We start from the raw sequence: 21607 nt of genomic DNA, 5'->3' as shown, positions 1-21607 counted from the left end.
GCGCCCCGGCCATGACCGCACCGCCCACGCCGGTCGCGGCGGCACCGATGGCAACGCCTGTGCCGACAGCAGCGACCGCCGCGCCAGCCATCGCGCCCGCACCAAGCTGCGGGGCACCGGACACGAGGCCCGTGGCGATACCAGGGCCGAAGATGCCGAGCGCCAGCAAGGCGAGCGAGGCCAGCATCACGACCAGCGCGTGGTCAATGGAAGGCTCGTCAGGGTGAACCTGGAACCCCGCGAACAGGCCCGAGCCGATGCCGACGATGACGGCCAATACCAAGACCTTGATGCCCGACGACACCACGTTGCCGAGCACCTTTTCCGCCAGGAAACTCGTCTTGTTCCAGAGTGCGAACGGAATCAAGACGAAGCCGGCGAGCGTGGTCAGCTTGAACTCGATCAGCGTAATGAAAAGCTGTACCGCGAGCACGAAGAAGCAAAGGATCACCACCAGCCAGGCGATGAACAGCACCACGATGGGGTCAAGGTTCACGAACACTTCGGGGAAGCCGGCCATGTCGCCGATCTGGTCGAGGATCGGTGCGGCCGCGTCGATGCCGGTCTTCGCCAGCCGCCCCGGTTGCAGGAAGGTTTCCATCGTCAGGGTCGAACCGCCGGCCATCAGACCGAGGCCGGCGAACGACCGGAAGACGATGCCGGCCAGCCAGTTGAAGTTATTGATGATGTAGGCGAAGGCACCGACGTAGAGCACCTTGCGCAGCAGCTTGGCGATCACGTCCTCGCCCTGGCCGGTCGCATGGCTCAAGGCCCAATACAGGCCGGCGATGGTCATGTCGATGACGATGAGCGTGGCGGTGAGAAACGCCACTTCGCCATGCAGCAGCCCGAAACCCGAGTCGATGTAGCGCGAAAAGGTATCGAGGAATTTGTCGATGATGGTCACGTCATTCATGGCGTGTCCTCCATAGCGGCGAGCGACGCATCGCCTTCCGGCGCGTCGTCGGCGGGCGTGTCGAAGCTGGGCGGGATCGGCGGCAGTTCGGCCAGCGTCCGGTATTCGTCTGGCCCGGTCTGGCCGGCGAAGAAGCGCCGCCGGAAGGCTTCGGCGGCGGCCCGGCAGGCGTCTTCGCCTGTGGCTCGCCGTTCGGTTGCGCATTGGGCGCGCAACGCCTTGAGCCGCACGGGATCGGCGGCCAAGGTGGCGGCCAGGTCTTCGGCCGGCTGCTGGCCGCACGCGGTCAGCAGCACGGCCAGCAGCGACACCGACAGAACGGGAACGCATCGCATGGCCGCCTCCCGTCAGTTGTTGTAGAAATTGACGGCCTGCGGCGTGTACGGCGTGCCGATGCCCAGGAAGCGCCGCCGCACTTCGCGGGCGCGCTCCGTGGCCGCCGCCTGCCGTGCCAGTTCCAGCGAGGCCGCGCGGTCTTGCGTGATCTGGAGCTGCTGGGCCTGGATAGACTGCTTGGCCTGCAAGGCCAGAAGCTGGTTCGTCGCCTGCATGGCCTGCAAGGCACCTGTGGCCGATTGGCTCTGGCTCACGAGGTCGGCCAGCGCGCTTTCGTCTTGCGCCAGGTTCTGCGACACCTGCGCCTGCATCCGCATCGCCGTGTGCAGGCCGTTCAGCGTGTTTTTCCAGCGTTCCTGCGCATCGCGCAGCATCTGGTCGCCGCTGATGGTGGCGGCGTACTGCTCCGGGTACAGGCGCGAGAACGTGGCATCCATGCTCTGCACGTCGTAGGCCAGCCCTTGCGCCTCGGCGATCAGGCGTTCGGTGGTGGCGAGCGTCGAGCGCAGCCGGTTGACGATGTTGAAGTCGAGGCTCGTCAAGTTGCGGGCCTGATTCATCAACATCTGCGCCTCGTTCTGGAGCTGGTTGATCTGGTTGTTGATCTGCTCCAGCGTGCGAACGGCGGTCAGCGTGTTCTGCACGAAGTTGGACGGGTCGAACACGGTGATGGCTGCCGCCGGCTGCGCGAGCAGCAGCGAGCCGGCCAGCACGGCGGCGAGCGAAGCGGAAAGGACACGGGCTTTCATGGCGAAACCTCCAGCGGTTGAGTAGCGAGGAAGGAAGCCGCCGCCGGTGAGGACGGCAGCAGGTCGGCGGCCCAATCAAGGCCGCGATGGCGTAGCCACGCGCCGGCAAAGCCGGGTGCGCCGGCCTGCGCCAGCACACGGTCGATGTCGCGTTGGTCTTGCGGCGTGGATGCGCCCGCGAAGGCGAGCGCGGCCGGCCCCAGGTCGAGGTCGAACAGGCGATTGCCCAGGCGCGATTGGTAGTAGTAATCGCGCTTGGGTTCGGCAGTGGCGACGATCTCGATCTGCCGGCTGTTGAGGCCGAAGCCTTCGTAGATCGTGCGAATCTGCGGCTCGGTGGCCTGCGGGTTAGGCAAGAAAATCCTGCTCGCGCAGCTTTCGATAATGGCTGGCGCGATGGTCGAATCCTTGATGTCGGCCAGCGACTGCGTGGCAAAGATGACGCTGACGTTCTTCTTTCTGAGCGTCTTGAGCCATTGGCGGATGCGTGCGGCGAAGGCTGGTTCATCAAGGAACAGCCACGCTTCATCGAGAATCAGCAGCGTCGGTGCACCGTCGAACCGCTCATCGAAGCGTGCGAACAGATAGCGCAGCACCGCCTGCACGGCGGCGGGGCTGTGCATCAGCTCCTCCATCTCGAAGCCCTGCACGTCGGCCATGCCGAGCCGGTCGCGGTCGGCGTCCAGCAGCTTGCCGTGCGCGCCGCCGAGCACATACGGCGACAGCGCCTGCCGCAGCGCGTTGGATTGCAGCAGCACGGAAAGCCCGGTCATCGTGCGCTGTTCCGGCGGCGCCCCCGCCAGGCTGCCCAGCGCCGACCAGATGGCCGCTTTTTCGTCCGGGCCGACGGTCACGCCTTCTTGCAGCAGGCGGCCTTCCACCCATTCGGCCGCCCAGGTGCGGTAGCCCTCGCCGTCGATACGGGCAAGCGGCTGGAAGGCGATACCGCCATCAGCGCCGAGGTCGTAGTGTTCGCCGCCCAGGCCGAGAATCGTGGCGCGCATCGAGCGCCCCATGTCAAAGGCGAAGATCCGCGAAGCGAAGTAGCGGCGGAACTGCATCGCCAGGATGGCAAGCAATACCGACTTGCCCATGCCGGTCGGCCCTGCGACCAGCGTGTGGCCGACGTCGCCGATGTGCGTCACCAGCCTGAACGGCGTTGCGCCATCGGTGCGGGTGACGATCAGCGGGGGGCCGTCGAGGTGGTCGTTCTTCTCCGGCCCGGCCCACACCGCCGACAGCGGCATCATGTGCGCCAGGTTCAGCGTCGAGACGATGGGCTGGCGGACGTTCGCATAGGCATTGCCGGGAATGGACGACAGCCACGCATCGACGGCATTGAGGGTTTCGGGGATGGTCACGAAACCCCGACCCTGGATGACGCGCTCCACCATGCGCAGCTTTTCATCGGCAGCGGCCGGGTCGCCATCGAGCACCGTCACCGTGGCGGTGAGGTAGCCGAAGGCGACTTGATCGCTGCCCAACTCCTGCATGGCGGCGTCCGCGTCGGCCGCCTTGTTGCTGGCATCGGTATCAACCAGCGGGCTCTCCTGTTGGAAGATCGTTTCGCGCAGCAGCGCGATGACGTTCTTGCGCTTGGCGAACCACTGGCGGCGCAGGCGGCCCAGCTCCTTTTCCGCCTCGGCTTTGTCCATGCAAAGAAAGCGCGTACTCCAGCGGTAGCCAAAGCCCAGGCGGTTGAGGTCATCCAGCAGGCCCGGCCAGGTCGAAGTCGGGAAGCCCCGCACCGACACCACGCGCAGATGCTGGTCGCCCAGCATGGGCGCGAGGCCGCCGACCAAGGCGGAATCGGCCAGCAGCGCGTCGATGTGGAACGGCACTTCCGGCACGCCCACGCGGTAGCGCCGCGTCGAGATGGTCGAATGCAGGTAGGTCAGTGTCTGTGCATCGTCCAGCCAGGCGACCTCCGGCATCACGCCGTCGAGCAGGTCGAACACGCGATCGGTTTCCGCGACGAAGGCATCGAGCCGGCCGCGCCAGTCCACACCATCGCCGGGTGCATGCTCGTAGAGCAGCTTGGCGGCGCGAGCGCGGGATTCCTCCGGCGGCAGGTAGGCCAGCGTCAGGTGATAGGCGCTCTCGAAGTGGTGGCCCGAGTCCTCGAAGGCGGCGCGGCGTTCCTCGTCCACCAGCCAGGACAGTGGTTCGGGAAACTCCGAGTGCGGATAGTCTGCGGCCGGTCGGCGCTCGGCCTCGATGAACAGCGCCCAGCCCGAACCCAGCCGGCGCAGCGCGTTGTTCAGCCGCGCCGTAGTGGCGATCAGCTCGCCTTGCGTGGCGCTGTCCAAGTCAGGCCCGCGAAAGCGCGCCGTGCGCTGGAAAGAACCATCCTTGTTCAGCACCACGCCCGGCGCGACCAGCCCGGCCCACGGCAGCCAGTCAGCGAGCAAGGCCGGGCGCTGGCGGTATTCGGCAAGGTTCAGCATGGCATCCCCCTCACACGTCCAGCAGCGGCTTGTGCTTGATGTGGCGGGCGAAGACCTGCATGAACTGCGGATCGACACGCGCACCCCAGACCGCCAGCGAGTGGCCGACGATCCAGAGCACCACGCCGGGAATCCACAGTTGCAGGCCCAGCCCGACGGCGGCGGCCAGCGTGCCGTTGGCGATCGCCACGGTGCGCGGCGCACCGCCCATGAGAAGCGGCTCGGTCAGCGAACGATGCAGCGGCACCTCGAAGCCGGGCGCGAAGCCCGGTGCTCCTTCATTGGCGCTCATACGACGGCCCCGCCCGAGAAGCTGAAGAACGACAGGAAGAACGAGGATGCCGCGAAGGCGATACTCAACCCGAACACGATCTGGATCAGCTTGCGGAAGCCGCCCGACGTATCGCCGAAGGCGAGCGCCAGGCCGGTCGAAATGATGATGATGACCGCGATGATCTTGGCGACCGGCCCCTGGATGGATTCGAGGATGGATTCGAGTGGCGATTCCCACGGCATCGAGGAACCGGACGCTTTCGCCGTGCCCGCCGTCATCAGCATGACGGCGGCCAGCAGCAGGCCATGTTGTGCCGGGCCGGCCAGTCGCCGCAGGCGAGCGACGGCCGAAGCCGGATTTACGGAAAAGCTGAAAGCAGGAATGTGCATCTGCGTCATGGCAGTTCTCCAGGTTGGTCAGGGGACGGGGAAGAAAACGGCGGCAGCTCGGGAAACGGCGTTTCCATCGCGTCCGCCAGGCGGTAGCCCACACCGTCGAAGCCGATGACGCGGGCGATGCTTTCGACGCGGCGCTTGCGGCCGCGTCCGGCGATGTGGATGACGATGTTGACCGCCTCGGCGATCAGCGCACGCGGTGGGTTCACCGCCACTTCGAGAATCAATTGCTCCAGGCGCAGCAGCGCGCCCATCGCGGAACCGGCATGGATGGTGGCGATACCGCCGGGGTGGCCGGTGCCCCACACTTTGATGAGGTCGAGGGCTTCGCCGCCACGCACCTCGCCGACGATCACGCGATCAGGGCGCAGGCGCATCGTGGCGCGTACCAGCTCGGTCATCGACACAACACCGGCGCGTGTGCGCAGCGGCACATGGTCGCGGGCGGCGCATTGCAGCTCGATGGTGTCTTCGAGCACCAGCACGCGGTCGCCGGTGGCGGCGATCTCGGCCAGCAGCGCATTCGCCAAGGTGGTCTTGCCGGTGCTGGTGCCGCCTGCGATCAGGATGTTCTGCCGCTCGCGCACGGCATGGCGCAGGAAGTCCGCCTGCCCGGCGGTCAGGATGCCGTCGGCCACATAGCGATCCAGACCGATGATGCTCACGGCCCGCTTGCGCAGCGCGAAGGCTGGCCCAGGCGCAGCCGGCGGCAAGATGCCCTCGAACCGCTCGCCGGTTTCAGGCAGCTCGGCGGTCAGCAGCGGCTGGCCGCGATGCACTTCCGCACCAACGTGCGCGGCCACCAGGCGGATGATGCGCTCGCCATCGTCTTCGGAAAGCTCCACGCCCAGCGGCGTGCGGCCCGATGACAACCGATCCACCCATAGGGTGCGGTCGGGGTTGAGCATAATTTCCACCACGTCCGGGTCGGCCAGCGCGGCGGCGATGACTGGCCCCATGGCCGTGCGCAGCATCTGGATACGGCGATCCAGCGAAGTCGCGCTGGATGAGCGTTCGGGCGGGGTCTGCGGAACGGCGCTCATGAGGCACGCTCCGTAGTTCGTTCGTGGGCTTCGGCCAGCGCCGCTGCGTCATCCATCCGCACCGGGTCGGGATGCAGTTCCTCCACCACGTCGCGCACCAGGCTGCGGCCTCGCAGCAGGTGGCGGCCAAGTTGCTCCACGAATTGCTCGAAACGCGCTTTGCCCTGCGCGCGGGCTGCGTCCTGATGGGCTTCGGGAACCGGCGTGCTGACGGTCAGGAAGTAGCGGATGAACAGCGCCAGCGTTTCGATCTGGATGTTCTGGTCGCGCTCCATGCGCTCGGCCTGCCGCGACAGGCGATCAAGCCGCTTGGCGATGGCCGCCTCGCGCTGGTCGCCGGCATCGGGCGACAGCCACGATGCGAGCGCCGCCGCGACGATGGACGACTTGGACACGCCTTTCTTGGCGGCCAGTTCTTCGAGCCGCTTGGCGTGCTCGGTCTGGATGAACAGATTGAGGCGGTATTGGCTCATAAGTCGATTCCGTCGTTCGGGTCGAGGGAAGCCAGCCGGGCCGTGCGCTGCATGGCCGGGTTGAACTGGCGAGGAAGCGGCAACGGCAGGTCGTCGTCGTCATCGAGCAGCCCCAGGTCAGTGCCTGCGGTCTGCGGTTCCGGGCTGTATTCGGCGACTTCGGATAGCTCCGGCTGGCGGTGCGGGCCGCCGTCATCGGCGGTGCCTGCGCCATCGCTGGACAGGCTCGCAGCCGGGGCCGCTGGTACAGCGGGGATCGCCAGACCGCTCCAGTCGTCAGGGCGCGCAGGCGGCGCGTCGGCGTATTGCCCGGCCGCGAGCGCGGGTGGTGGCAACACGCGGCTCTTGAAATTCGCGTCGGCGTAGTAGCGCAGCTTCTTCGCCTTGATCGGCGCGACGCTGGACACCATCACCACGGCCTCGTCGGGCGGAAGCTGCATGACTTCGCCCGGCGTCAGCAGCGGGCGTGCGGTTTCCTGCCGCGACACCATCAAATGTCCGAGCCACGGCGCGAGCCGGTGGCCCGCGTAGTTGCGCTGCGCGCGCAGCTCGGTCGCGGTGCCGAGCGTTTCGGAAATCCTTTTCGCCGTGCGTTCGTCGTTGGTGGCGAACGTCACGCGAACGTGGCAGTTGTCGAGGATGGAATGGTTCTGCCCATACGCCTTGTCAATCTGATTCAGGCTTTGGGCGATGAGGAAGCTGCGGATGCCGTACCCGGCCATGAAGGCAAGCGCCGACTCGAAGAAGTCGAGCCGGCCCAGCGCCGGAAATTCATCCAGCATCAGCAGCAGCTTGTGGCGGCGTGCGATGCCGTCGCTGCCATCGAGGGATTCCGTCAAGCGCCTGCCGATCTGGTTCAAGATGAGCCGGATCAGCGGCTTGGTACGGCTAATGTCGGACGGCGGCACCACCAGATAGAGCGATACCGGGTGTTCGGCGGAAATCAGATCGGCGATGCGCCAGTCGCAACGCGACGTGACTTCGGCCACGGTCGGGTCGCGGTACAGGCCGAGGAACGACATGGCGGTGCTCAAGACGCCGGAACGCTCGTTGTCCGACTTGTTCAACACTTCCCGCGCGGCGGATGCGACAACCGGGTGCGGCGCATCGCCCAAGTGCTTCGTCGTCATCATTCGGTGCAGCGTCAGCTCGAACGGGCAAGCCGGGTCACTGAGGAAGTTGGCGACGCCGCGCAGCGTCTTGTCCTCGCCTGCGTACAGCACATGCAGGATGGCGCCGACCAGCAGCGCGTGACTGGTCTTTTCCCAATGGTTCCGGCGTTCGAGCGCGCCATCGGGATCGACAAGAATGTCGGCCACGTTCTGCACGTCGCGCACTTCATGCGCGCCGCGCCGGACTTCCAGTAGCGGGTTGTAGGCCGCCGACTTCGCATCGGTGGGGTTGAACAGCAGGCAATGGCTGAACCGCGAACGCCAACCGGCGGTGAGCGTCCAGTTCTCGCCCTTGATGTCGTGGACGACGACGGACGCAGGCCAGCTCAACAAAGTGGGCACCACCAGCCCCACGCCCTTGCCGCTGCGAGTGGGTGCGAAGGTCAGGACGTGCTCCGGGCCTTCGTGCCGCAGGTACTGGCCGCGGTGCAGGCCGAGGAAAACGCCTGCCGGCTGGGTCAGGCCGGCTTTGCGAACGTCATCCGCATCGGCCCAGCGTGCCGAACCGTAGGTAGTGACCAGGCGCGACTGCCGCGAGCGCCATACCGACATTGCGATGGCGACCACCACGGCCACCAGGCCGCTGCCGCCTGCAATCGCGCCACCTATGTCGAAGACGTGCGGTGCGTAGGCATCGAAGAAGAACCACCACTCGAACAGCCGCCAGGGGTGATAGACCGGGGTTCCAAAGAAGTCGAACCACGGCGAGCCAAGGCGTAGCTGATAGCCCAGGGCGGCGGCTGTCCATTGCGTTGCACTCCATACACCGGCGATCACGATGCCGAAGACGGCGGCGATCTGCCCGAACAGCACGCCCTGAGCTTGCATTGACTGGCCTCCGATTTCCCTGCGCTGATTCCTCGTTCAAACGCGGCACATGGACGTGCCGCATAGCGCGAGGATCGGTGCCGGGTCAGTGCCGGTCAAAGACTGTTATCGGAACCAAGATGATCGAAAAAGACAGGTTTCAGGCTGCGAAGAAGCCAATAAAAATGCCGCAGGCGCGAGCGCGCTGCGGCGTGTTGACAATGAAGGACAGGATTCTTGGCGAAGGTGACGATCAGAACTTCGGCGGTGTCTCCGACGATGTATAGGGCGTCTTCCCATCTCCGTAGAACCGCTTGCGCGTGGCTTCAGCGACTCGATTGCAAAGCACGTCACCAAGCGTCACGCGGTCGGTCTTGCATTGCTGTCGCAGTTCCTTCAACCGTACCGGATCGGCAGCCAGTTCATCCACGGTGGGCACGCTGGCCTGCCTGGGTGTGTCCGATGGGCCGCAAGCAGTCAACAGCAGAACCAACAGGAGCCAGAAAGATTTCTTCATAGCTCGATTTCCTCCTGGGGATCAGGTTCGGGCGGCAAAGCGGGCCTAGTGCCTTCGGGCAAGTCGATGGCCTGCACTCGCTCTATGAACCGAGACAGCACTTCCGAAACGTCGGCTTCGCGCCGCAGCAGATAGGTCGTCAGCATCGGCGCACGTCCGGCCAAGGGACGCGCTATGACGCCAGACTCCCGACTTGCCGTGATGTGCGGGCCGCCGGCCAGCCCCAAGGCGAAGCCGGCCGACACTACGATCATCATCAGCTCGAACGAAGCGACGCGCTCAACCACCAGTGGTTCTCTGTCAGAGCGACGTAGCACACGTTCGACCTGCCGCGCGTGACCTTCGCATGTCAATGGATCGCATAACACCAATGGGAATTGCAGAACTTCGTCCAGTGGGATGCGCCTGTGCTTGAGCAGATGGTGCCGGGCGGGCACTGCCACCATCAACGGATCACTCCATACAGCTTCTGCAGCCACGCCTTCACCCACTTCATCCGACTGCGCGAAGCCTACGTCGTACAGATCGTCTTGCAGCCCCTTTATCTGCTGCGATAGCGGCACCTGGAACAGCCGAATATCTACCTCGGGTTCCTCCTGCCGGCACATTGCCAATAAGGCCGGCAGGCGCGACGGCGTGATGCCGTCGGACAATGCAATGCGCAACTGCCCATGGAAGCCATTGGCCGCTGCTTTCACGCTGTCGCGGGCTTGCTGCAAGGCCGTGAAAACGCGAGGCACATGCTCAAGAAACAGCTTCCCCGCCGGTGTCAGTCGTGTACTTCGGCTGGTGCGGACGAACAATTTTTCACCGACGTCATCTTCCAACTCCTTAATGGTGCGCGATAGCGGAGATTGCTCAATGTGCAGTCGCTCGGCAGCGCGGGCGAAGTGGAGTTCTTCCGCCACCGCCAGAAAACAGCGCAAATGACGTAATTCCATAGCTGACCGCCTTGATAATTCATGCACTCGATGATGAATCAACTGTTCATCACGGTTCGCCTTCCGCGATCACCTCATCGATTTTTTCGCGATCATTTCTTGCTGGAAGTTCCCGGTTGACGAGCCAAAGCGCGAGGCCGATCAGTACTCCTCCCGCAGCTTGCATCCAGGAAATTGCCGTGTTCAGGATGAAATACGCAAGGATGACCGTGAAGAGCGGGGCCAGGAACAGAAATCCGCTAGTCCTCGTTGCTCCACCTCTTTTCAGCGCCACGAACCAGAGGCCAAATGAGCCTGTTGACGCGGGGATGGAAAGCCAGAGAAACCAAGCCCATTGCTCTCGCGTCACACCGCTCGGCCATTGTTCGCCATCGAGATAGGCGATGGCCAAGATGGCGATCGCGCCCACCAGCATTTGCCAGAAACTCAAGGCCCAGGATGAGAGCGGCAATGCTGCCCGCTTATTGATGAGCGTCGCGCTTGCCCAGCAAAGCGCAGAGACGATGCCGATGATCTCGCCAGCCAGCGTCATCCCGCCAGAAAACATGGATGGGCTGATACCAATGGCAAGCGCAACACCGACAACGCCAAGAAGCAACCCGACGAGCCTCGCTCGGTGCAGGCTTTCGCCAAGGAAGATGCGACCCAGGACAGCAACCCAGATGGGATTGGTGAAAAGCAGGATGGCGGCGGTCGATGCGGAGATGAACTGCATGGCCCAGAAAAGCAGCCCCATGACGGCGGCTGTCTGAAGCAAACCAATCAGGATCACCAGCGCAACATCACGCAGCCCTGCTTTGGCCGGCAGGAGCGCCGCCACAATATTTCGCTCGCCGGCCAACACTAGCGGCAAGGTCGCCAAGGCCGCGGCAAAGAAGCGCCACCCGACCAGGATCATCGGCGTGAAACCCTGCTGTAGCAGGATTTTTCCTGCGACGAAGCTGGACCCCATCAAGAAGGTCGATGCAAAAAGCGTGACAAGGAAGCCAGCCTGGCTGGATGCAGGAGCGTGGACATTTCGTGCCATCAGCGTGCTCCTTTTTGGGTACTTGTAAATTCAGCGATACGGGACGCCAGCGCTTCCGGCACGTCCTCTGGCAGGAAATGCCCAGCCTCATCAAATACCTGGATTTGGGCATTGGGCATTTTTCCGGCCAGGCGCTCTGCGAAGTGCAACGGCTGGAATGTGTCGAGCTTGCCCCAGACGATGAGCGTAGGCACGGCCAGCTTCTCGACGTCCTCCATGCGCGAGGAAAGTTCTTCTGTCCTCAACGCCCGGGCTGCACGCAGGTATGCGTGCCCCCCGTCGATGCCATGGAACGGACGCTCATAGGCATCAACCAGTTCAGCGGTAACTCGATCGGTATGGAACATGCCTCGTGAAAAGCCTTTCGCCAGGCCCTTCTTCAGATCGAAATCTGCTGCGCCAAGGATTTCGTCCCAAGCCGGCTCCTTCAAGCGGGCAATCCCAGGCTCTGGAAACGAGTCATAGAGGATGGAGTCGATCAGAACGAGGCGATCCAGAATTTCGGGATGGTTGATGGCCACGAGCTGGGCAATCCCACCTCCGATGTCGTGGCCCACTATGGTCGCGCGCTTCCACCCCAGGGCCGAAAGCGCCTGAAAGATGATTTCGGATTGCGCATGGATTCCAAGGTCCGTGTCCGAAGGCTTGTCGGAATCGCCATAGCCGAGAAGGTCGATCGCAAGCACTTCATGGCCTGATGCGGCGAGGAGAGGCATGACGTTGCGCCAAAGATGGCGGCTCGTGGGAATGCCGTGAACAAGGGCGATGGCACTCCCGTGGCCCTGGCGCGTGTAGGCGATGCGGTAACCGGCCAAGTCAAGAAAGCCATTTTCAAGATTTTCGTTATTCATGGCGCTGCACCCCATCCGCATGAACCGCAAGGATTTCGCAGACCACTGAATTTCGCGGAGTGGGCACGCCGAGCCGTCGGCCTCTGCTGCTGACGTCGCCGCTGAGCCACTGCACTTCCAGCCGGTTTCCGCGTTCCAGGTCGCGCAGCATGGAAGCGGTCATATCGGCGGGTAGTTGGTCGCAGAAGCGAAGTCGGTCCACGGCAAAGTCGGCGGCGAGATTGACGCCTTCGGCCCGGCCGACGTCCACCACCTCCTGCATAACGCCTTCGAGCAACTTGCGGGAGACCGAATTACTGCGAACCACGCCTATCGGGCACCGCGTGGACGCGGTGGTCGCCGACAGCCCAACCAGGAAGACGAACTTCTCCCAGATCACTCTGGCGATGTCGTCGCTGATTTCGGCATCAATCCCCGACTGGATGCAGGCCCGATGGAAGCGCTCGATACGCGCGCTGCGCTGGCCGCCGTACTCGCCAAAGACCAGCTTCTGCAAGTTGTTGGCATGACCGATGACGCCCGGGGCCTCGATCGTTGCCGCGATGTAGCAAACGCCACCTGCTACCGGCTTTTCTCCGAGCGTGGCTCTCAGCAATTCGTCCTTGATCACCCCGTTCTGGAACGAGATCATCATCGTTTCGGGTCCGATCAGCGGCTTGATCGCTTTGGCGGCCGCCTCGGTATCCCAAAGCTTGACACCGAACAGAACGACATCGACTGGCCCGACGTTCGACGGCGTGTCGGTTGCTCTGGGCGTGGGGACATGCATGTCCCCTAGCGGACTGCGCACAGTGAGGCCTTGGGACTTGATGGCAGCCAGGTGCGCCCCTCTGGCAATGAAGCTGACGTCGTTGCCTCCGAGGGCCAGTTTGGCTCCGAAATAGCCACCTACGCCTCCGGTGCCCATGATCGCGATTTTCATCCACGGCTCCATTCTTGAATATGAATTCAAGAAAATTCTAACTTCAACAAGTCTACAAGGCAATGTATGCTTGATTTATGTGAAGATTCTTGATTGATGAATCATTAAAAACCATGGGCCGAATACGAAACTTTGACCGCGATGCGGTGCTAGAGAGCGCGGTGGACGTCTTCTGGGAGCGGGGCTATGACGGGGCTGGCATGCAGGAGATCTGCCGGGTCACCGGGCTCAACCCGGGCAGCGTCTACGCCGCCTTCGGTGACAAGCACGGCCTCTTCATTGAGGCTTTGAAGAGCTACATGGCGTCCATGTCGCGAGAGACGATCGCGCGCCTGAACAGCAATCCGTCCGGTCGGGCCGGGATTGCCGACTACTACGCCGCCCTCATCGAAGCGATGCTGGACGGCAAACGGCGCTGGGGATGCCTTGTGACGAACTCGATCGTTGAGTTCGCCATGAATGATCCGCAGATCAGCGAAGCCTTCCAACTCCACCTGGCCAGGCTGGAAACGGCCCTATCTGGCGCGATCGAGCGGGCAAAGCAAGCGGGAGAACTATCGCGGGACGTCGATGCGGCCGAAGCGGCCGCATTCCTCGTGTGCACGACGCAAGGACTCAATGTCCTGGCCAAGACCCGGCCCAGCCGGCGCACGCTGGAGGCGATCACGCGGCATGCTTTCACGGCGGTTGGATTCAAGGCCTGAATAGCCATCGGCCCAAGTCGCAGTAGGTGCGCTGCCGTCAAACATCAAGAACTAATCGCCGCGATCCCTGCCAGAACGATTGCCGCCCCAACCACGCGGCGCGCGAGATGACCCTCACGAAAGAGTCTGTACGCGAAGAGAGAGCCGATGATGATCGACGACTCACGCAGAGGGGCGACGAGCGCGAGCGGTGCCGTCAGCATGGCGGTGAGCACGAGGATGTAGGCCAGTGGGGAGAATACGGCCACGATGAGGATAGGTACGGCATCAGCACGGATAACTGTGTGAATGTGATGCCGTCGCCGCAGTGCGCTTGGCGTCAGGATCAGGGTTTGCAGAAGCAGTGTGCCAGCGTAGTAGCTCACGGGCGCCAAATGCAGCGACGTGACCGCGTAGCTGTCCCAGACGGTATAGCTTGCAATGGTGGCCCCCGTAGCACCTCCCCAAAACATCCCCTGGAGTGGGCGGCGGGTTCCGCTTCTAAACGGGTTGCCGGTAACGACAAGAATGCCTGAGACGACGAGGAGCGCCCCTAAAAGCGCAACGACGGAGAGCCGCTCCCCCAAAATAAGAATCGCAAACAGCATCGTCAGCACCGGCCCTGTGCCACGGGCGATCGGGTAAACCACCCCGAGTTCGGCACGATCGTAGCCAACCTGCAAGGTCAGGGAGTACGCAATGTGCAATGCCGCCGAAACAGCCGCTCCCACCCCGAGCCGCCAATCTATCGCCCCTTGGTCCTGAACCATAAGAACGAGACCGATCGGGACCCACAGAAGCGTCGAAGCACAGCTATAAGCCCAGACGAACAGTAAAGTGTCGCCCCGCTTGTACTTCGAGGCCAGGTTCCACACCGCATGGGCTACCGCTGCGGCGAGAACCATTGCGATGGTGCCGGGCTGCATCAGGAAATGTCGGGAAGATCGATGCCCGCCCGCTCCGCCAAGCGGGTCCGCTCTTGATCGCGCAGCGCCAGGGATGCGACCAACGCATCGATAACAACCAGCTGAGCCAATCGACTTCCCGCAGCGGCCATCTGTGCCGGTAGTGGTACGCCGCCGACAACAAGCGCGACGTCGGCGAGAGTCGCCAGGGGCGTGTCGTACTGATTGGTGACTGCGATCAGCGAGGCGCCAGCCGAGGATGCCGCATCCGCGACGGCTAGCGTTGAAGACGTGCGGCCGGTCGAGCTGACCGCGATGACGACGTCTTCTGCGCCCAAGAGCCGTGCCGCGATCATGGCCGACAAATGATCCGTGATGCCCACGGTCATCACGCCGATCGTACGCAGACGGAAGACCGCATCGGCGGCAACCGTGGAGGAAGGGCCTGCACCGAATGCAAATACCTGGCGCGCGCGCTGGATCAAGCCGACGGCCTTATCCAGCGCAGAGAGTTCGATGGCCCCACCGAGCGCGGTCAGTGCATCGGTACCAGCACGAATGGATGTTTCCAGCACCGAGGCCGACGTCGCATCCGCGGCGAGTGCTTCAGGAGGCGCGAAGAACCGGGCTGTGCCGCGAGCACGCGCGATCTCGATCTTCAGCTCGGTAAATCCGCCGAACCCGAGCGCACGCGCGGCACGGATCACCGTCGGCGGAGAAACGCCGGCACGGGCGGCAACCTGTGCTGTCGTGCTTGCTCCGACAAACAAAGGATCGGTGAGCAGGAGATCTACAACTTTCGCCTCGCTTGCGGCGAGGTCGCCGCTTCGGGCTTGAATGCTGCCGATCCATTGCTGCAACCGTTGCTCAGCCCCTGAAACGCTGTTACTAATTTCGTTTTTCATGTGTAATATATTACATTCACCGCGTGAAGGGCACAACCACCACGTGGGCAGATGCCGTTAAAGGAGCCCGCTCTCATGAATCCTGAAATCAACCCTGGCGTCGCTGTCGTCGGTCCCGGTGCCATTGGCACCACGATCGCGGCGGCGCTACACGAGGTCGGCCGCACGCCGTTGCTGTGTGGGCGTAGCCCGCGCGATCACCTGACCCTGCAAGATGGCGACCGCTTTATCACCGTACCTGGTCCTGTTCGGACGAATCCGGCACAAATCACTCGCACGGCTGATCTTGTCTTTTTGGCAGTCAAGGCAACACAAATTGAGGCGGCAGCAGAATGGCTCGCGGTGTTGGTCGGGCCGGAAACAGTGGTGTGCGTTTTGCAGAACGGGATCGAACAGTTGGACAGGGTTCGCCCGTACTCGCCAAACGGGCAAATCGTTCCTGCCGTCGTGTGGTTCCCTGCGCAGGCGCAATCCGACGGCTCGGTACGCTTGCGTGGCGAAGCGCGCCTCAGCCTGCCAGACACGTCAGCTTCCCGCGCAGTGGCCGCAGCGCTGCAAGGCACACGGTGCGCCGTAGATTTGGCCGCGAACTTCAGCTCGCTGGCTTGGCGCAAGCTGATGCAGAACGCAGTGGCTGGCCTCATGGCACTCACGCACCGCCGCTCAGGCATGTTCGGTCGCGCTGATATCGCCAGACTTACGCTGGCTTATTTGCAGGAATGCCTGGCCGTGGCACGTGCCGAGGGCGCTGAATTCGGCGACGAAGTGCCGCAAGAGATCCTCGACAAGTTCCGGGCGGCGCCCACAGACATGAGCACCTCCATCCTCACGGATCGAGAAGCTGGCCGACCGCTCGAATGGGATATCCGCAACGGCGTCATTGCGCGTCGCGGCCAGGTTCACGGCATTCCGACCCCGATCAGCGACATCCTGGTGCCGCTTCTTGCGGCTGCGAGCGACGGCCCAGGTTGACCCTAGAGTCGATGATCGCGCTGTTATTTCTCTTCTTTCTCGCCCTCGGTGCTGGCGTGCTCAGCGGCGTCGTCGGCACCGGCTCGTCGCTCATCATGCTGCCCGTCCTCGTCATGCTGTACGGGCCACGGATCGCTGTACCTGTGATGGCGATTGCGTCCTTGTTCGGCAACATCGGGCGGGTGATTGCCTGGTGGCATGAGATCCGTTGGCGGCCGGTGTTTGCCTATTCGTTGGCGGGAGTTCCCGCGGCTGTGCTCGGGGCGCACACGCTGCTGACGATCTCTCCTGCCACTGTGGACGTGTTCCTGGCAGCTTTCTTCCTTGCGATGATCCCGCTGCGCCGTCTCATCAGACGATCGAACCTCCATCTGAACCTCTGGCACATGAGTTTTGCCGGGGCGATTGTCGGGTTCCTGACCGGATTCGTGCTGTCCACCGGGCCGCTCAGCGTGCCGGTATTCACCGGGTACGGAATGAGTGGCGGTGCATTTCTGGGGTCGGAGGCGGCAAGCGCTATCCTGCTCTACGCCGGCAAGCTTGGTACGTTTGGAGTGTCGGGTGTACTTGCGCCGCCCGTCATCACACGTGGACTTGCCATCGGCATCGCGTTGCTTGCCGGTTCGATGATTGCGAAACGTCTCGTCCAGCGACTCCAGTTGCACACGTTCGAGCTTCTCATTGATGTGGTTCTAGTCGCTGGGGCGGCAGGAATGATCCTCTCCCTCAACGGATGAGCGGAAGCGGAAAAAGGTGTGATCGCTCGCTTGAATTCACGCCGTTTCAACCAACAGTTGGCCCACGTTGCCGCCCGATCTCCCAAGATACTCCGCCACCGCGCACCGTCGCGGCGAGCTGCTGACCAAGCCGCTGTTCGATGATCGGCTTCCACGGCACGAGGCTGAACCCTTTGCCGTCATCGAGCATCGCATAACGCCCGCTGGCAAGCATGACAGAGCGCCGGTAAATACCAGCCACTCGCTGCCCGTCGGCTACTGGCTGATGCTCCAGGCCGGTTTCGGTGGCTATGTCCTTGGCGAACTGCGCCAGTTCGCGGTTGCGCAGCGTGCCCAGCAGGTTGCGGGCGAGAATCACGCGCTGCCCGCGCCGCTCGGCCAGTCCCTGTTCTTCGAGGAAATCGGCCCGCTGCTGCATGGCCTGCTTGGCGTCACCACCAAAGCCCAGATCACCCAGCCCTTTACCGCCGCCGATCAATTGCTGATCGAGCCAGGTCGCGCCGATGAGGCGGGCCTGCCGCTCGATGGACAGGTGCGATTTCAGCTCCACGGCCACGCCGCCCAGCCGCTGCGCGTCGTACTGACGGCCACGCTCGGCCAGGTCGTCCGGCACCTTCCATATCCCTTCGGCCACGCGCTCCACGATGCCGGCGCGGCGCAGGGCTTCCAGCCGCCGAACGTGTGCGGCGACAACCTCCTGCGGGTCGCGTCCGGGTTTGGCCCGGCCCTGTTCAATGGCCAAGTGATGATCGGCGCGATACAGACCATCGCTCGCCAGCGCGGCAATGTTCTTGTCGGCGGCGCGCACGTCGGCTGAACCCTTCACTTCCACCACCGCACCCGTGGGGTAGTTCGACAGCTCGTCGCGGGCATTGAGCCCGACATAGTGGGCCTTGCCGTCCACGCCGTCGATGACCAGATAACCCCGGTCGTGCAGCTCGTCGGCCAGCCCCTTCGCAGCCACGCGGCCGAGGATGCTGCGGCCACTTCCATCGTCATTCTGGTTCGGCTCGAACACCGCCAGCTCGCGCGGCTGGCCGCTCATGGCCCGCTGCATGGTGCGGATGATGTCGCCACGCTCGCCCAGGGTGCGCAAGGTCTTCTCGGCGTCGGCGTGAATGGCCCAGGTGCCGGGCTGCATTTCGTCGGCCAGGCCCAGCCGTTGTAAGCGTTGCAGCCGGCCGATCAGCAACAGGCGCTGGCGTTGCAGCGCCGGTGCGTTGAACTGTTCGATCTGCACCCGGCCATCGTCGCCGGCTTCGCGTCGCAGCGTCCGGTCGAGGCTCGTCCACCGCTCCTGTTCCACCTCGCGCCCCAAGGTCTGCTGGATCTCCAGTTCGGTGCGCGGCCCCAGCCATTCCGTCGCCAGCTCGGCGGCCCGGCGGCGGAAGCCGTGGGCGATGTAGTCGCCTGCGATGATGAGGTCTTTGCCGGTGTCGTCGCGCCCGCGCACGATCAGGTGGGTGTGCGGGTTGTCGGTGTTCCAGTGATCCACCGCTACCCAATCCAGCCGCGTGCCCAGGTCGGCCTCCATCCGGTTCACCAGATGCCGGGTGTAGGTGCGCAGGTCGTCCAGTTCACCCCCGTCCTCCGTTGAAACGATGAAGCGGAAATGGTGCCGGTCGTCGGCGCAGCGTTCCTTGAAGGCATCCAGATCGGCTTCGTCGGCCTGCGGCCCGTAGGCCCGGCCCGGTTCGCCATCACGGCCCGCGCCATCGCGCTCGATGTAGCGCAGGTGCTTGGCGAGTGATTGCGGGCTGGCCCGTTGGTGATTGACCAGCAAGGTCTTGATGGTCACGCGCCGCGACATGGGCGATAGCTTCGCCCCGGCGAAGCGCGCCGCCGTATGGCCGCGTCCCAGGCGCGAGCCGGGCCGCTGGCCGGTGCCGCCAGTGGCAGGACGGCGCACCGCCGACTTGCCGCTGCTGGCCTTTCCCGCCTGCCTGAGCACCTTGGAAACCAAGCTCTGGCCCTGACCCTTGCCCCGGTTCTTCGGGGCGCTGGGGCGCACGCGGAAGTCGTCGTCGCGGCGGTCGGTCATGGCCGCTCCCCCTGCAAGCTCTGGCGTGTCCTGTCGTGCGAAGTACGCGGACATGCCTGCATTGGCGCGACCTTCGCGCCCCACGCGGCACGGCGGCGAAGCCGCTCCGTGCCGCGCCACCCCCATGTGCAGACAGGCTTTCGACGCGGCCCGGTGCCGCGTCCTTTTGTCTTGCCTTCCGCCTTTGCCCCTCGCTGTCGCTCCGGGCGTTGGCGGCCCGGCGGCGCTGCGCTGCTTGCAGCCAGCCCGCCGGCGAACGCGCCAATGGCCGCAGGCCGAGCGCGTTCGAGGCAAGACGCCTGCACACTGGACGGCTGCGCCGAAGGCAGCGCGAAGTGCGGTGCGAATGCACCCGCACTGCACGCGCGACGACACGACGACGAACAGTAGAACGACACGCCCGATGGCACGACAAGATGCACGGCAACATGCAGCGAGTCGGCCATCATGGGCGTGTCTCCAGCCAGATCGGGTGCGCAACGCCGATCACGGCGGATGCGCTGACCGGGCCGAAATACCGGCTGTCGAACGACGCCGGGTTGGTCGCGCTCAACAGGAACAGCTCGCCCGCTTCGAGGCGGCGGCAAAGCTGCAAGGATGGCAGCGGCCGGCCCAGCCGGTCGGCAGGCAGCGCGGCGGCCGCAGGCACGCCGTCGATGCGAACCTGACCGGCGACGATGCAGACGTGTTGCGGCGCGACTGCGCCCACACGTTTGAGCAGCGGCACGCGCGTTGGCAGGTAGCCGCGCTGCGCAGCCAACATGGCGGCCCTGGCAGGCAGCGGCACCAGCACGATGCTGTCCACGGACAGCGGACGTGGCAGCGAGGCGGTGCGCGGGTCGAACGGTTCGATGCGATACCAACCGACCGCCACGCTGTCGGACGGGTTGTAGGTCAGACGCGGCAGCGGCGACACGAAAGCTGCCCAGGCCAGTGCAGCGAAGCCGACAGCGGCGAAGCCCACCAGCGCGAGGCGAGCGCGTCGGCGCGAGCGAGAATGCGGCACGGCTTCGTGCGTGCATGTGGTGTTGGATTGGGTCGTCATGGCAGCGCTCTCCCGGCCAGCCAGGCGGCGTGTCGCTCGGCGGTGTATTCGGGCAGCGGCAGGCGGGCCGCCAGACGGTTGCCCAGCGTGCGCCAGTACGCGGGCGACACGTCGATGGCGGCGATGCCCTGCGCGTCGATGCCGTCGATGCGTTCCAGCACGGCACGCACCGCGCTCTCACCTTCGGCGTGCAGCAGCAGGCGTGCGCCTGGCCGCACGCCGGGGATGCGCTGCACGGCGTCCAGCGGCGTGCCGGCCTGCATCACCATGAGCTGCCAGCGCACGGTGCCGTAGTCGTTGGCCTCCCAGCGGATGCGGCAGAACATCGCGCCCGGCAGGAATACCGCGCAGCGCCGCCAGTGGTCGAGCCGCAGCGTGCGCGCAGGTTCGCCGAAGCGCAGATAGAGCTTGAAGCGCGGCTCGATGTAGGCGAGCGATACGCGGGTCAGTGGCACGTTGCCGGCTTGGCCGGCGAGTGCTGCGGGATGCAGCGACAGCGCAGCCGTAGCCGCGCCAGCGGCAGGCGAAGCGGATGCGGTCATGGTGTGTTCTCCATCCGGTGTTCTGGAAACTCTCGTTCCAGCAAACCGCGCAGCAGTTCCGCGACGGTTACGCCCTGCGTGAATGCCGACACCTTGATGCGCGCCCGCATCGCAGGCGTGATGTCGAGGGTCAGGCGCGCGGTGTAGAGGTCGCCTTTCTGGATGCCGTCGGCCTCGCCCTGGCGAACCCACGCCTCGGCGTGCGGATTCGCAGGCGGACGCGCGCCGATGGCGATGCGTTTGCCGTTGCGCTGGCTCATGTCGGCCACCGCAGCAGTTCGTCAGTCAGCGCGACGATCTCGCGTGCGGCGGCGCTGTCGGGCGCCGTCTCGCGGGCGAGTCGGCCAGCGGCCACGCTGTCGGCGAAGACGATGCGCTGGCGCACTTCACTGCGCAGCGCCGGCAGCGGCTGTTCGGCCAGCGATTGCCGTGCTTCCCTGCCGATGATGGTGGTGCTGACGCGCCGATTGATGACGAAGGCCGCGCGCAGCGCAGGCCGGAACACCTGTGCCTCGCGGATCAGCGCCACCATCTCGGCGCTGGCCCACAGGTCATACGGGCTGGGCTGCACGGGAATCAGCACGCGCTCGGCCGCCAGCAGCGCGGAACGCGCCAGGGCGGCGATGCGCGGCGGGCCGTCGATGATGACGTGATCGGCGCGGCGGGCCAGCTCCGGCGCTTCCTGATGCAGCGTTTCGCGGGCGAGGCCCACTGCGCTGAACAACCGCGGCAAGCCCTGCTGGCTTCTGCGCTGTGTCCAGTCGAGTGAGGAACCCTGCGGGTCGGCGTCCAGCAGGATGACGTGCAGGCCGCGCATCGCCAGTTCGCCGGCGATGTGCGTGGCGAGCGTGGTCTTGCCGACGCCGCCTTTCTGGTTGAGAAACGCGAAGATCATGGCGCAGCCCTC

At 64.6% G+C, this 21607-nt stretch carries 24 protein-coding genes; 3 read left to right on the top strand and 21 right to left on the bottom strand.

Features of this window, described 5'->3' with window-relative positions; translation table 11 throughout:
• The 14 genes from trbL to B3H47_RS01410 all read right to left on the bottom strand — a co-directional run.
• Positions 1–916 (bottom strand): P-type conjugative transfer protein TrbL (gene trbL, locus B3H47_RS01475; protein ID WP_286985545.1); only part of this gene is annotated, 916 nt, incomplete at its 3' end.
• Positions 913–1251, bottom strand: coding sequence for a hypothetical protein (locus B3H47_RS01470; RefSeq protein ID WP_033042350.1), 339 nt, complete (start codon positions 1249–1251; stop codon positions 913–915). The genes trbL and B3H47_RS01470, both read right to left, overlap by 4 nt.
• A gap of 12 nt (positions 1252–1263) precedes the next feature.
• A complete protein-coding gene (gene trbJ, locus B3H47_RS01465; protein WP_033042348.1) occupies positions 1264–2001 on the bottom strand; it encodes a P-type conjugative transfer protein TrbJ in 738 nt (245 codons plus the stop codon).
• Entirely contained in the window at positions 1998–4448 is a 2451-nt protein-coding gene (gene trbE, locus B3H47_RS01460) for a conjugal transfer protein TrbE (RefSeq protein WP_171885133.1), read from the bottom strand. The genes trbJ and trbE overlap by 4 nt, the downstream gene beginning before the upstream one ends.
• 10 nt (positions 4449–4458) lie before the next feature.
• Positions 4459–4740: a VirB3 family type IV secretion system protein gene (locus B3H47_RS01455; protein ID WP_033045588.1), complete on the bottom strand. Its 282-nt coding sequence runs from the start codon at positions 4738–4740 to the stop codon at positions 4459–4461.
• Positions 4737–5120 (bottom strand): TrbC/VirB2 family protein, encoded by a 384-nt coding sequence (locus tag B3H47_RS01450; RefSeq protein WP_171885134.1) that lies wholly within the window; start codon positions 5118–5120, stop codon positions 4737–4739. The genes B3H47_RS01455 and B3H47_RS01450 overlap by 4 nt, the downstream gene beginning before the upstream one ends.
• Positions 5117–6160, bottom strand: coding sequence for a P-type conjugative transfer ATPase TrbB (gene trbB / locus B3H47_RS01445; protein ID WP_033045593.1), 1044 nt, complete (start codon positions 6158–6160; stop codon positions 5117–5119). The genes B3H47_RS01450 and trbB overlap by 4 nt, the downstream gene beginning before the upstream one ends.
• On the bottom strand, positions 6157–6633 hold the full coding sequence (locus B3H47_RS01440) for a CopG family transcriptional regulator (RefSeq protein WP_033045596.1): 477 nt from the start codon (positions 6631–6633) through the stop codon (positions 6157–6159). The genes trbB and B3H47_RS01440 overlap by 4 nt, the downstream gene beginning before the upstream one ends.
• Positions 6630–8633, bottom strand: a complete 2004-nt coding sequence (locus B3H47_RS01435; RefSeq protein ID WP_057381815.1) for a conjugal transfer protein TraG — start codon at positions 8631–8633, stop codon at positions 6630–6632. Before B3H47_RS01435 ends, B3H47_RS01440 begins: the two co-directional genes overlap by 4 nt.
• Before the next feature lie 232 nt (positions 8634–8865).
• Positions 8866–9129 (bottom strand): EexN family lipoprotein, encoded by a 264-nt coding sequence (locus tag B3H47_RS01430; RefSeq protein WP_033040365.1) that lies wholly within the window; start codon positions 9127–9129, stop codon positions 8866–8868.
• Entirely contained in the window at positions 9126–10070 is a 945-nt protein-coding gene (locus tag B3H47_RS01425; RefSeq protein ID WP_033040364.1) for a LysR family transcriptional regulator, read from the bottom strand. The genes B3H47_RS01430 and B3H47_RS01425 overlap by 4 nt, the downstream gene beginning before the upstream one ends.
• A gap of 49 nt (positions 10071–10119) precedes the next feature.
• Complete coding sequence (locus B3H47_RS01420; protein ID WP_023082461.1) at positions 10120–11097, bottom strand: DMT family transporter; 978 nt, start codon at positions 11095–11097, stop codon at positions 10120–10122.
• Complete coding sequence (locus B3H47_RS01415) at positions 11097–11948, bottom strand: alpha/beta fold hydrolase (RefSeq protein WP_033040362.1); 852 nt, start codon at positions 11946–11948, stop codon at positions 11097–11099. Before B3H47_RS01415 ends, B3H47_RS01420 begins: the two co-directional genes overlap by 1 nt.
• The gene (locus B3H47_RS01410) at positions 11941–12870 is read right to left on the bottom strand and encodes a ketopantoate reductase family protein (protein WP_033040358.1); all 930 of its coding nucleotides are present in this window, start codon (positions 12868–12870) and stop codon (positions 11941–11943) included. The genes B3H47_RS01415 and B3H47_RS01410 overlap by 8 nt, the downstream gene beginning before the upstream one ends.
• 89 nt (positions 12871–12959) lie before the next feature.
• Between B3H47_RS01410 and B3H47_RS01405 the strand changes: the two genes are divergently transcribed.
• Positions 12960–13574, top strand: a complete 615-nt coding sequence (locus tag B3H47_RS01405; RefSeq protein WP_202807818.1) for a TetR/AcrR family transcriptional regulator — start codon at positions 12960–12962, stop codon at positions 13572–13574.
• Positions 13575–13618: 44 nt separating this feature from the next.
• On the opposite strand, the gene B3H47_RS01400 is transcribed toward B3H47_RS01405, so the two are convergent.
• Both B3H47_RS01400 and B3H47_RS01395 read right to left on the bottom strand, forming a co-directional pair.
• Entirely contained in the window at positions 13619–14479 is an 861-nt protein-coding gene (locus tag B3H47_RS01400) for an EamA family transporter (protein ID WP_033040355.1), read from the bottom strand.
• Positions 14479–15363: a MurR/RpiR family transcriptional regulator gene (locus B3H47_RS01395; RefSeq protein ID WP_033040353.1), complete on the bottom strand. Its 885-nt coding sequence runs from the start codon at positions 15361–15363 to the stop codon at positions 14479–14481. The genes B3H47_RS01400 and B3H47_RS01395 overlap by 1 nt, the downstream gene beginning before the upstream one ends.
• Before the next feature lie 75 nt (positions 15364–15438).
• On the opposite strand from B3H47_RS01395, the gene B3H47_RS01390 reads away from it, so the two are divergent.
• Positions 15439–16335, top strand: coding sequence for an oxidoreductase (locus B3H47_RS01390; protein WP_033040350.1), 897 nt, complete (start codon positions 15439–15441; stop codon positions 16333–16335).
• 11 nt (positions 16336–16346) lie between these two features.
• Positions 16347–17072: a sulfite exporter TauE/SafE family protein gene (locus B3H47_RS01385; RefSeq protein ID WP_033040347.1), complete on the top strand. Its 726-nt coding sequence runs from the start codon at positions 16347–16349 to the stop codon at positions 17070–17072.
• Positions 17073–17118: 46 nt separating this feature from the next.
• On the opposite strand, the gene B3H47_RS01380 is transcribed toward B3H47_RS01385, so the two are convergent.
• The 5 genes from B3H47_RS01380 to parA form a co-directional block, all read right to left on the bottom strand.
• Positions 17119–19113: a relaxase/mobilization nuclease domain-containing protein gene (locus B3H47_RS01380; protein WP_057381813.1), complete on the bottom strand. Its 1995-nt coding sequence runs from the start codon at positions 19111–19113 to the stop codon at positions 17119–17121.
• A 445-nt stretch (positions 19114–19558) separates the two neighbouring features.
• Complete coding sequence (locus B3H47_RS01375) at positions 19559–20158, bottom strand: S26 family signal peptidase (protein ID WP_286985532.1); 600 nt, start codon at positions 20156–20158, stop codon at positions 19559–19561.
• Complete coding sequence (locus tag B3H47_RS01370) at positions 20155–20700, bottom strand: DUF2840 domain-containing protein (RefSeq protein WP_286985531.1); 546 nt, start codon at positions 20698–20700, stop codon at positions 20155–20157. Before B3H47_RS01370 ends, B3H47_RS01375 begins: the two co-directional genes overlap by 4 nt.
• Positions 20697–20960: a chromosome partitioning protein ParB gene (locus B3H47_RS01365; protein WP_070602032.1), complete on the bottom strand. Its 264-nt coding sequence runs from the start codon at positions 20958–20960 to the stop codon at positions 20697–20699. The genes B3H47_RS01370 and B3H47_RS01365 overlap by 4 nt, the downstream gene beginning before the upstream one ends.
• Entirely contained in the window at positions 20957–21595 is a 639-nt protein-coding gene (gene parA / locus B3H47_RS01360; protein WP_286985529.1) for a ParA family partition ATPase, read from the bottom strand. The genes B3H47_RS01365 and parA overlap by 4 nt, the downstream gene beginning before the upstream one ends.
• Between the last annotated feature and the right edge of the window lie 12 nt (positions 21596–21607).

Origin of the sequence: Thiomonas sp. UBA7699 (assembly GCF_002482605.1) — a bacterium.
Classification (GTDB): domain Bacteria; phylum Pseudomonadota; class Gammaproteobacteria; order Burkholderiales; family Burkholderiaceae_C; genus Thiomonas; species Thiomonas arsenitoxydans.
The sequence above is the reverse complement of the archived record's forward strand: the minus strand, read 5'-3'. Positions and strand labels throughout refer to the sequence as shown.